Here is a 12,369-nt window from a genome sequence, read left to right as displayed (position 1 = left end):
AGGGAGATTCGATGATCTGCTCGCCAGTCTAGCCCGTTCAGTTTGGTGATAGTGGCATGGCTCATGGCGTCGATGGGGCTTTCAAAAACGTAGACTCGTTTACTGTTATCACTACCAGGGATGTGAAAAGGATAGCTTTTATCTGAGTGTATTCGATCCTGTTTAAAGGGACGATTAGGATTGCTGCCTCTCATCGAACAGTACTTTGGAATTCCATCAGGATCGTGTCCGATGAAAACACAGTTTCCGGTTTTGGATTGCTGGAAAAGCTTTTTTTCGTGCATGAGGTGGGACATGATTTCGGAGTCAATTCCTCGAACGTGTACGAGATACCAAGCGACTCGCCTATAGTTGGATGCCTTGGCTGGGAGGATGAGCTGGTCGGCTGTTTGAGGCGGGTGGAGCACGGGTGTGAAAACTGGAATTTCACTCTCCAATAGAAAAGCTACAGCTTCTTTGAAATTCATATTCCAGAATTGCATTACAAAGTCAATTGGGCCGCCGTGGGTATCAGTGGAGAAGTGATAGTACTTATTGCTGTCTTTGAAAAAGTAAAGGCCACCACTTTGTTTTGCATGTAGTGCGCGGCGGCCGCCGTTTTCGAGGGTGTAGCCATGGGATCTAGCAAAATCAATTAAATTGGTATTATTAGCTTGTGCTATATAACTATTTTTCAAATTTGGATATGGTTTCATGATAAATCTCCTAACTGAGCTGTTGAAAAAATTGGTAAAATCAATACTGGAAGTATAAAAAATGGCTCATGGCATTTAAATAATTCTATAAAATGAACTTCATTAAAATAATATTGGAGTAATGCGAACTCGGCGATAGACTACTAGAATTATGATTAAAAAGTGAAAGTTATTTGCGAAAAGAAATATAGGGAACATATCCAATAATACTATTTAAGAATAACGTCTGGAGTGTAGATATGCAGCCAATTACAGAAAATGAGATGACGGTTGAACTAAGTTTATGTGGAAAACCAAAAGCATATAATTCTGAAGATGGATATCCTTTTGAAAAACTTGATGATAGGCAATTTGAAATTATTGTTTACTATATTTTCAAAGAGGAAATTCAAAATTCTCCGCTATATAAAACCAGGCATAATAGAATTACACTAATGCCTGGGGTTGGGGAAAAAGGAAGAGATTGTACTTTACAATTGAATAATAAATATACAGGTATTATTCAATGTAAAAGATTTGGTGATAGAGTTGACAAACCTCAAGTTGCGAAAGAAATTATTAAATTTTCACTGCATTATCATTTAGATAATACACTCATCACTGATATTGATCAGTTTACTTATTATTTTGCAACCTCAATTGATTTCACTGGTCCAGCGATTCAATTACTGGATAACTTTGCTTCTGAAATCGAACATGAAGCGAAATTAGATCGTTGGATTACTGATGTGATATCTGATTATGAATCATTCAAAGAATTAGAACTGGAAACTATTAAACCTAGATTAATAGAGATATTAAAAAGCTTGAAAATTGAAAAGGTAACTTCAACTGACTTAAACGTATTTATAGATAAATACAATTATATTGTCGAGAAGTTTTTTTCAATTAATAAGGTAGTTTCTATTTCTGAAGTCGAAGCATTAATTAAATCCAAGGATTTATCATTTACACAATTTTTAATGGTTCTTTTTGAAGAGATCAAGAGTATAGATGGAATTAGGTCTATAAATATAAAGGAGCAACTTATTCACAGAGTTGAGTTAATTCTTACTCAAATAAAAAACTTGGGAGAAGAAAATTTCAAAAAAGTGATTTGTAATATTAAAGTTCCTTTCCTTACTTTGTTTCAGGATCCTCAAGAAATTAAATTTATTGATAATAAAGAACTTATAAAAAATATAGTCATTAACTTAAGTCTTATCTCATTCATTTATCCAGAAATTAAATTGATAGATAATAAGGGACAGTCCATAAATCTAGATGGTAATACTAATTTGGCTTATCTACATACAGCAGAAAGAAGCGAGTATAACGTAGTAATATTAAGGTTATTGCGTTATTTTAATGAACCTGATGTAGACATAAGTAGAGTGGAAAAAGTAATAATAGGAAATGTTGCTGCGGATAATTGTTTCCGTGAGAATCGTTCTGCGCTGATTGACTTTGATCATATTATTACACAAATCACTGAAGTGGATCTTGAAACAGCAGAAGGAAAAGAAGAATTTAATAATTTGAAAACCAAGTATGACTTCATTTACCATTGCGAGCATGCTTTTAATTTTCAAACCAAAAATACAATTGAAGAACTCATAGATCAATTGAATAAAGTGTTGGGTGGGGATCGTGTTGGATCAATTTAGTATTTATTCATTTGTTGATGATTTTTTTCTTAAATTCGATATGGAAAAGATTATTGATCCCAGATGTAAATATATTGATTGTTTATATATAGATCCAAACAGAGAAAAATATATATTTGCTTGCAAAATTTTTGATAATAAATATGAGATGTTTAAAAATTGGGAGCTGGTTCAAGATCATGACATAGCTCTTTATTTACAAAATGAACTTTTTTCTAGAAACGATATTCGGTGGGATATCTATTATTTGCTGATTTATATTCGTGAGGATGATTTAACTATTGATGAATATCATTTTATTGAAAAGGATCGCTTTTGTTGTAAAAAATATGTGATAAAGGCAAAAGATCAAAAAGAACTGATAGAAAATTTTAATTTTAAATTGCCATTAACTTCAAATTTTTATCAGTTGGAAAAATTAAATGCCTTAATAACAGATGATCAGTTTTTTCAACAATTAAGAGAGAAGGTTACTTTTAACAAAAATATTATATCGGATAGAATATTATCTGATTTAGTACTCCATAAAAATGAGCTGGTTGATCAGCTTAAAGGGGATTAATTATGAAGGAAGTTAGATTAACTAAAGTAGTAGTTGACCATTTTAGAGGATATAGAGAACCGAAAATATTTGATATGACTAAAGGTTCGGATTTCACGATCTTATCAGGTTCAAATGGTTTTGGGAAAACTTCTTTTTTTGATGCAGTTGAGTGGGGATTTACGGGAAAACTTTTCCGCTTTGAAGAGCCTAATGAGGAGAAAAGTAAAAATCACTTTATAAATTATCAGCCGTATGAAATGCCTGCTAAAGTCACACTGGAACTTTTAGATGCTGATAAAAGGTACGTGTTAGTTAGAGAAGCAATGAATTTTGAATACAAAAATACTGATTATGGATTAAATAAATCTAAAATCATACTTTATGGAACAGACTCTGGTGTTCTTTATGATCAAGCTGCAACAAATAAATTAAATGATCTCCTAATACATGATGATTGGAAAGGGAAATTAGAGTTTCAAAATATATTCTCACAATTCCATATACTTACGCAAGATAAGTTGAAATACTTTGTACAGGGATTAAAAGGTCCGGATAGGTACAGTCAAATTTCCTCTCTTTTAGGGACAAGTAGATTTCAAAAATATAATGAACAAATTACTAATATAAAAAAAGAAATAAATGATAAGATCAAGTTTATCAATGAAAGAATAGTAAAAATAACTCCTTCCTTAGCAGTATTAAATGACAGAGTAAACGTTCAACAGAATTTTAACGTTGAAGGGTTTAGTAATATAAATGATTTCATTGACGATCTATTGTCAAAATCGCGTAACATAACTGGAAATGAGCAAATAGGAAACTTTAAAGGAGATAGTTTATTCAATGAAGAAACCATAAATTTTATAAATAGTGTTGTTAAACAAAATTCTTTTTATCTAGCAAGTATTAATTTACAATTAAGTGATCTAACAAATAGAATCAAAGGTCTTGAAGATATTAACTCAAGAAAAGAAATATATTTAAGCACAAAAAGTGATGCGGAAAAATTGCGTAATGCTATTCCAGTTATTATTGAAATACAAAATTTAAATTATCTAATTAATAATTTTGAAATGTACAGAAATTATTCTGATAGCCAAAGAGAGTTAGAAAATAAAAAACTCCAAAAATCCAATAGCCTAAATAAAGTATCAGAATGTATCCAGGAGATTGAATCATTCTCTAATCGTTTGAGTACTCAATTTGGAAGTATTGATTCAATAATACATCAAAAAATAGAAGTTATAGATAAACTATCACTTTTAAAGAACACGTTAAGAGAGAGTTTAGAGATTCTAAACATAGTATCCGCAGATGATTTTTTGAAAAAAAGTGTATATGAAACCAATGAAATCATTTTTGCACTACATAACCAAATTAACGTAAAAATTTCTCGGGTTGAGAATAGACAATTTGAAAAAAACAATTTAGAAAAGGAGCTTGAACGTTTAGATCAAAAAAATGAATCAATAATGAAAATTGATAAAAAATATAGAGATATACTAAAAACATCAAGAGATCACATTGTGACTGCTAATGAACATAATCATACAAACGAAGTAGACTGCCCAGTTTGTGGTACAGGGTTTGATTTTGATGTGTTGATTCGAAACATCGATAGCACTCTAGCTGAAGAAAGCGATGAGATTAAGAGTAATATTTACATATCTGAAGGTTTGAAAAAAAGAATTTTAGATATTGATAGGGAAGTACAGAGTAATCTCGAAGAATTTATTTCATCATATAATGAATCAAAGATAAGATTAGTTGAAATTCTTACTAAACTTAATGCAAATTTATCAGAGCATAAGATTTCTCAAAGTAACATTCTTAGTGAATACAGAATGTTAGAACAGCAATTAGAAATAAATCGACAACAGAACTCTAATTATATTGATATGATTGGAAAGGTAGGGTTCTCTACAGAAGGTAATGAGTTATTACAAGAAATTAATATAAAACTCAAGATTAATAATGAAGTTTTTGCAAATGCTAATATTCAAGAGACTAATTCAGAAGATATTAGAAAGAGAATAATTAATTTAGATGAATACGTAAAAGGGTTTGAGGATAAGCTTGGGTCATTGAATATAGCAGATATAGATTCAGAATTGGTTTTAGAGATAAATTCTCTTTCTTCACTTATAAAAGAAAATGAACATAAGAAAATAGAACTTCATATGATTGTTAAGAAACTTCAGCAAATAGTTCAATTGGTAAACAATAACAAAGATTATGAAGAGTTAAAAAGACTCAAAATACTGAAGGGCAATCTGGAAAAAGAAGTTGATGAACATGCGAAAGTATTAAAACGACTCGAAGACATTAATGATGCAGCAGATAAAGTTATTGAGGAAATGAATGGTACAACATTAAAAGAAAACGAACATCTTATAAATAATATATACAAACGCATTTATCCTCATCCTTATTTTACTAATATTAAATTGGAATTAGGCACAAATAACAGTGGCAATAATGTGTTACAGATAAAATGCTTTAAGGAAGATCAAAGTAGTTGTGAAATAAACCCAGCGTTTACATTTAGTACAGCCCAAATGAACGTAGTTGCTATTAGCATTTTTTTCGCTCTTGCATTAAGACAACAATGTACACGATTAAGCACTATACTTTTAGACGATCCTGTTCAAAGTATGGATGATATCAATATTTTAGCCTTTATTGATATTTTAAGAAGTATTTCGTCAGAAGAAACAACATCAACATTAAACAAACAGATAGTAATGAGTACTCACGATGAGAAAATTTATAGATTACTATCAAAGAAATTAAGATTCTTAAATACTCAATCTTATCGGTTTTTAGACTACAATGAGACGGGACCAGTTTTTGAATAGTTTTAAACTATTGGTTAATTTAAAGGTCTGTTCTAATGAACGGCCTTTTTTTTATGGAGAGAGCAAATCATTTTCAATGTTAATTGATTCGTTATAAGGATCTGGGTTGAGACTCTGTTTACAAGGTGAACTAAGAATAGTTTCTTGAGTTAATAATTCTCGAAACTCTAATTGAGAAACAAGTTCTACTTGACGAGTTATAGTTTTTTGTAAGGTTTGTTCAAATTCAAATGATTTTTTAACTTCGTTCTTGACTTCAGCTAACTGTGTTTGAATATCCGTTAACCTATGCTTAGTAGAGTGAAGGTTCTCAAGAATTTTTACAAATACATTCTCCAGACGTGTTATATTCCCATGTCCCGACTCCCCTAAATCAATAGAATATGTCTCGGCGCCTTTAACCTGTATAGAGACTTTGTTAAAAGCAGAGCGACCTAAATGAAGCTCAAAACCGCGGTAGCGGCCCACACGAACTACCTCCCCAGAATTGGCTTCATTTAACTTCAAAAGAAGAAGGAGCAACTCTCCAGCCTCTGATTTTTCATTATAGATTTTCCCCTCAAGCTCAATAGAAAATTCGTTACTTCGTGTTTTTTCAGCCAATTCTACATCAGGTTGCAGACGGGCAATTCGTTGTTCGCAAGCTTGTATTTCTCGAGGATAATGCTGGGAGATTTGCCGTTCCATAATTACATGTTCATTGTTCCAATTGGCCTTGAGCAACTTTAATCGTATCACCTCATTATCTACCTGCATTTTTTCTGCAAGTAGAGGATTAGCTGTAGCGATAGCCTTCACCTCAGCAGCGGACAATACCGTTTCATCTGCATCTTCACAGGAACGGGAAATGCTTTTGCCAGTCATTACTTGTGAAATATATCGGAGCTTCTGCTCTTGAATCTGCCATAGGTAACTGTCAAATGTCCCCTTAGTCACATAGCGAAAAATCTGGATCGTTTCGTTTTTATTGCCTTGCCGCAGGATACGTCCATCACGCTGAGTTATGTCTGCTGGTCTCCAGGGACAATCAAGATGATGGGCGGCAACAAGCTGATCCTGAACATTTGTGCCAGTTCCCATCTTCTGTGTCGAACCGAGCAAGATGCGTACTTCTCCGCGGCGAACCTGTTCAAATAACTCCTCGCGTTGTATATCCGTTTTAGCATCATGGATAAATGCAATCTCTTGTTCAGGAATGCCTTTATTGATTAGTTGTGTTTTGGTTTCATCGTAGACATTGAAGTATCCTGGCTTGGGTGTGCCACTATCAGAGAAAATGACTTGAGTAAGTCGATCAGATCTGGATTGTTCCCAAATATCAAAAACGTTGCTGATACATCGACTTAACTTGGAATCAGATTCAACCGGAGCCTCAGGGTTTACCAGACGGGGATCAATGGACATGAGCTTGGCTTCATTCGTTAATTTCAGCATATTGTCTTCGGTAGCCAGCACATCATTGTTACGGATTTTCTCAGCACGTTTGACAAAGCTGTCCATCATCATTTTTTGAAAGGGAGAGCATTCAGTGACGACAATCTCCGGCTTCCCATCTTTCAATTCGGGAACCGGAAGCTTGAGCATTTCGGCAGTTTGAATATCAGCAACGGTGCGAAATATGTTCATGAGTTCCGGGAGATTATGAAATTTGGCAAACCGGGACTTCATGCGATACCCACTGCCTTCAGGTGTCATCTCGAGCGAGGAGACAACTTCTCCAAAGGTGGCTGCCCAATTATCGAAAAAGTCCAAACCGAGTCGCTTTAAAACCATTGGCTGCAAATAACGCTGCATCACATACATCTCAGACATGCTATTGCTTATCGGTGTCCCTGTAGCGAATACCACACCTCTGCCTTGATTTATTTCCTGGATGTATTGACATTTTAAGAGCATATCCATGGCACGCTGACTACTTGTTTTACCTATACCGGCCACATTGCGCATTTTGGTAAAAGTAAAACAGTTCTTGTAGGCATGCGCTTCATCAACAAATAACATATCAACGCCAAGCTGTTCAAAGTAGAGCAAGTTATCTTTTTTATCCTCATTGACCAAACGCTCCAATCGATGCTTAAGTTGATTTTGGAAAATGACCATCTGTTTAATCGTCCAGTTGTCACCCTTTTCCCTTTTGACCTGATCAATCATCTGGGTAACTCCATTGATTTCATTTTGCAGTAATTGTTCCTGACGCTCATGAGATATAGGGATCTTTTCGAATTGGCTGTGGCCGATGATAATTGCGTCGTAATCACCCATGGCGATTTTAGAGACAAAGCGATTTCGGTTCTGCATACTGAAATCCTTTTTTGTGGTTACCAGGATGTTGGCAGCAGGGAAGAAGCGCATAAACTCATTGGCCCATTGTTCAGGTAAATGGTTGGGAACACAATAAAGTGGCTTTTGAATGGCTCCCATCTGCTTTAAATACATGCCTGAAGCAATCATAGCAGCGGTCTTACCGGCTCCCACCTCATGAGCCATAAGGGCGGTCCCTGAGTATATAATTCTTGCTGCAACGTCTTGCTGGTGTTGCCGGAGCTCCACTTCTTCACTCATACACTGAAACACAAGATGGCTGCCATCATAAGTACGTGGACGGAGAGTATTAAACTTCTCATTATAGATACCCAGTAATATATCTGCCCGGTCTTTGTCCTTGAACAGCCAAGATGAAAAGGCTTCTTTGATTTGCTGCTGCTTGGCGCGGGCAATCATCGTTTCCTTGGCGTTCACCACATATTTGATTTGTTCATTTCCATTCTGGTCGAAGTAGGTTACCGGATCACGAACAGTAATACTCTGCAGGTTCAAACTGCCTTCATAAATGTCGTATGCATTTACCCGCGATGTACCAAAAGTGCGGTTTACTTTTATTGATTCCCGTTCCAATGATTTGCCGGAGACGCGCCAGGAGTTCGCATATTCCATGTACTCAACATTGATATTTCCAGCAGATTGATGATATCCTGCCGTTCCAAATGTCTCATACATGAAATCACGGTAATACTTGATTGGAATCCACGGACTTCCAATCCGAAAATCAATATCACCCGGTAATAGTGGAGCAGGTTGCACAGCACTCAGGGCGGTTACATTACGCTCAAACAACTCGGGATATTCCGATGTTTTCAGCTTGGCATAGGCTAATTTGTCTTTTACATTTCCGGATAAGTATTCTTCATCCAGTTCCCAGCCTTCGTCTTGATTGCCAACATATTTCTGGGGATTAAGGAACAGCCGGTCTCCAAGTTCATCTAAGATCTCTTCTGTTGATTTGCCATATAATCTCGACATATAGGATAGATCTACTTTGAGCTTCTGATTCAGGCAGATTTGAAGAGCTTGTAAAGCTGAATCAGCATGTACCGGCATGCGATTCGGACGAATCGTGGGTTTAGTGAACACCTGAGCTTTTACCCAATTCTTCTCGGGTGTCATATCCTCAATGGAGCGTAGTAGTGGGAGCTGATCATCATCTGAAAAAGCGGCAGTATTGGCTCGATCATTAATGGGCCCGTGTCTTTTGACAAATTGATCGTAGACCTCATTTAGTCGATGCTGTCCCTGTTGGAGTTCAGAGATGTCATAACCATATTCTCGGGACTGAATGTCAATCACTGTTTTGAGGGCATCTCGAATGTCGCATAATCCTTTAATGCGTTCTGCTTTTTTGCCCTTGATGTCTTGGAAAAGCAAATATTCATTCTCGCAGAAATAGATCTGATTATCCTTGATCACGTAAGTGAAATTCTTGGTTCCTGCATCGGCTGGTTGCGCTTGTTCCTGTCTATCTTCTAAGTCCTCAATTTGAATGTCATCGGGTAAGGCTGAAAATTGAGCTTTTAAAGAATGAAGGGCGACGCTTAATTCGGCATATAGATTCTGGGCAGGTTTTGGAAAGCAAGCAGTAGTTCGTTCTGAACCATACATGCTACGATCCCAGTTCATATCTCCGAGCACCATTTCGGGATGATGAACAAAATAAGTATTGATTGGAATGCCATCGGATGTGCGGGAGACCGAAATCCAATCTGGAAATTGTTCAGTGTCCAGCTGTCGGGGCTGATCCAGTTTCTGCAGGAATACCATGTCGGTAGTTACTTCAGTACCGGCAACTGCTTTGAAAGCAGTGTTCGGTAAGCGAATAGCACCAATGAGATCAGCTTGTTCTGCTAACTCTTTTCGGATCGAAGAGTCTTGTTTATCGAATGTACCTTTACTGGTGATAAAGGCTATGATCCCGCCCGGCTTCACCAATTCCATTGATTTTATGAAAAAGTAATCATGGATCAAGTAGCTCTCTTTAAAGCGATGATCGAAGACTTGGATGTTATTGAAAGGGATATTGCCTATAACAGCATCAAAACTGCTTGGAGTAAAGTTGGTTGTCTCAAAACCTTGAACATGGATTTGTGCGGAGGGGTATAATTGCTTGGCCATCCTACCGGTGATTCCATCCAGTTCAACGCCAAAAATCTTTGCTTGCTGTAAGGTGTCAGGAAGTACAGAGAAGAAGTTTCCGGTACCCATAGCAGGATCAAGGATTTTACGGTGTTCTCCGTCATTTAGGCCAAAGCGCTCGAGTGCTTGATAGATGTAACGAATTAACTCCGGCTCTGTGTAATAGGCTGTAATCGTGGAGTTCAGTGCTTCAGCATATTCTCTCTCATCCAGCAAATGTTTTAACTCCGCAGCTTCATACTCCCAATCTTTTGCATTCTCATTAAAGGCATTTGCTAGTCCGCCCCAGCCCACATAACCAGCTAATATCCTTTGCTCGTCAGGCGAGGGAACACGACGTTCAGATTCAAGCAGTTTCAGAAGACGGATTGCTTCTATATTTCGTTTGTATTTGCTTTTAGCTCCGGAAGGATAAAGGGATACTTCCGTATTATAATGGAAGTTTTGAGGTGTGAAAGCAGGGTGTTCAAGAGGTTCTTGAGTAACAGAAAGAGTACTTTCAGTCTCTTCTTGGAATTCCTGATTCTCGGCGGATTCAATTTCTATAGGCTCACGTTGTATAGGAGCTCCAAGAGTACCGGCCTGACTCTTATTGTCTTCCGCCTGCTGAACGTAATCAAATAATGTCCATTCCTCTTCTTGCGGAGGGAAGACAGATAGGCTACCGTCATAGCTTCCATTTTGAATGAGCTGCAGGAGGGTAGTGGCTATCGTTCTCCAGTTGATAAGGACCTCATGGGCACCTGCACTGTCAGACCATAGTAGTTCAATTCCTTTTCCAGAGTGAGTATATCCGGTTAAGCCATTGCCAAAATCTCCTCTGGCTCCACCAGTCCCATATCGATTTTTAAGCATCGGAATGAGGTCATGAGCCTTTGTAACTGAGTGTTCGACTACGTAAGAATAGATGACTTGTTTTCCTTGCATTGAACCCATACCGCTGCGGAGCAAGTATTCTAACATTTCTTGTTCCGATAAAATGATATCTTCAGATTTTTCAGGCAATAAAAAAGAACCGCTAGTTTGCGGTTCTAAGGACAATGTATTGGAAGGGGCAATTATCTCGGTCTCAAGACGATTTCGTTCAGTACCAGTTCCTCTGCGGTTGATTTGATCTGGTTCAAGTGACGTGTCCGCTCCAGAGTATCTTCGGTCTGAGGTATCGGCTGAAGCCGGAGTAACTGGTCCGTCAGTTGTTGCATCCTCTTGTTCGCTTCTTGGTCGATTTGGTGCATTTTCTCCATCAGATTGCCCTGCATCTTCAGGCTCATTAATCGATGGGGATGATGATTCCTGAGATAGTTTAAGCTCATCCTTCCGTATTTGCCTAATGGCTGTTGGTCGGCCTCCGCCTGACTGGAGATCTGTATCAGAGGATACAAAAGTCCGTCTGTCTGCTGACTGTAGTTGAGATTCAAATTCTCTTTGTTCATAATTAACCATCCTTTCTTGTTGCATTAATTTGATATGCCTACCGATATCGAGCAAAATCTCTTTGGAAATCTCAGTTAGAATGCCGCCCAGTCGGGACATTAGCGGTACATTGTTCCAGTCGTTTATAGTATCGAACACCGGAGTTGAATCTGGCTCTGGAAGCCTACACCGAGAATGAATGAAGTAGATGCTGCTGGCGGCAATCAATTCCTGCATTTGTTCTTGCACGCCGGAAATAGGAAATGTGGCAAAAGGATGATTTACCATATCCAGCTCTATATCCTGATATAAGTCAAAAGATGATATATGCTGATTAACCAGCTGTGTAATACATAACCCTAGATCATTTGTTTCATTGGAGGATAGTCTGTGAGCGAGTTCAACCAAATCTAGCCCCTGTAAACTCCAGGGTTGAGGAGGGACTCTCCCATGAGTTTGAGAGACATCGAATAAATAGTCTATATGAGGCCTGTTCTCCTGAAAGTTACTGACACCAATGGCTTTTTCTCCTCGTTTGATGTACCGGCCCAGTTTGTTCCAAAGAGGAAGGGAGGCCAACATGGTAGCCTCTGGATTCTGCGTGTATATGAGAAGAGCATTATCAAAAGAGTACTTATAAATACCAGAAGCGAATTTTAAATAATCCATCCAGTCTTGTGGTGACTGCGAAATTTGTGATACAGCCGACTGATAGATGGCTCTTAGTGTTGTAACACGAGCCATGA

5 protein-coding genes are annotated in these 12,369 nt (G+C 37.2%); 3 read left to right on the top strand and 2 right to left on the bottom strand.

Going from position 1 to position 12,369, the window contains the following annotated elements:
- Positions 1-695 (bottom strand): DUF3991 domain-containing protein (locus tag ACPV3A_RS33610; RefSeq protein ID WP_426204162.1); only part of this gene is annotated, 695 nt, incomplete at its 3' end.
- A gap of 239 nt (positions 696-934) precedes the next feature.
- On the opposite strand from ACPV3A_RS33610, the gene ACPV3A_RS33605 reads away from it, so the two are divergent.
- The 3 genes from ACPV3A_RS33605 to ACPV3A_RS33595 are packed head-to-tail and all read left to right on the top strand — an operon-like array spanning position 935 to position 5,743.
- Positions 935-2,341, top strand: coding sequence for a hypothetical protein (locus ACPV3A_RS33605; protein WP_375103615.1), 1,407 nt, complete (start codon positions 935-937; stop codon positions 2,339-2,341).
- Positions 2,328-2,903 carry an ABC-three component system middle component 1 gene (locus ACPV3A_RS33600; RefSeq protein WP_375103614.1) on the top strand — a complete coding sequence of 192 codons (576 nt, stop codon included), beginning with the start codon at positions 2,328-2,330 and terminating at the stop codon, positions 2,901-2,903. The genes ACPV3A_RS33605 and ACPV3A_RS33600 overlap by 14 nt, the downstream gene beginning before the upstream one ends.
- Before the next feature lie 2 nt (positions 2,904-2,905).
- Positions 2,906-5,743: an AAA family ATPase gene (locus ACPV3A_RS33595; RefSeq protein ID WP_375103613.1), complete on the top strand. Its 2,838-nt coding sequence runs from the start codon at positions 2,906-2,908 to the stop codon at positions 5,741-5,743.
- Positions 5,744-5,794: 51 nt separating this feature from the next.
- On the opposite strand, the gene ACPV3A_RS33590 is transcribed toward ACPV3A_RS33595, so the two are convergent.
- Positions 5,795-12,367 carry an N-6 DNA methylase gene (locus ACPV3A_RS33590; RefSeq protein ID WP_426204161.1) on the bottom strand — a complete coding sequence of 2,191 codons (6,573 nt, stop codon included), beginning with the start codon at positions 12,365-12,367 and terminating at the stop codon, positions 5,795-5,797.
- Between the last annotated feature and the right edge of the window lie 2 nt (positions 12,368-12,369).

The sequence above is a fragment of the Paenibacillus sp. Dod16 genome, assembly GCF_049893405.1.
Taxonomy (GTDB): Bacteria; Bacillota; Bacilli; order Paenibacillales; family Paenibacillaceae; genus Paenibacillus_AQ.
Note: the sequence above shows the minus strand (reverse complement) of the source record. Positions and strands in the feature narration are given on the sequence as shown.

Bases quoted from the DNA above. Each gene is read 5' to 3' on its own strand.
- ACPV3A_RS33605 (WP_375103615.1), top strand. From the start codon at position 935: ATGCAGCCAATTACAGAAAATGAGATGACGGTTGAACTAAGTTTATGT.
- ACPV3A_RS33595 (WP_375103613.1), top strand. From the start codon at position 2,906: ATGAAGGAAGTTAGATTAACTAAAGTAGTAGTTGACCATTTTAGAGGA.
- ACPV3A_RS33590 (WP_426204161.1), bottom strand. From the start codon at position 12,367: ATGGCTCGTGTTACAACACTAAGAGCCATCTATCAGTCGGCTGTATCA.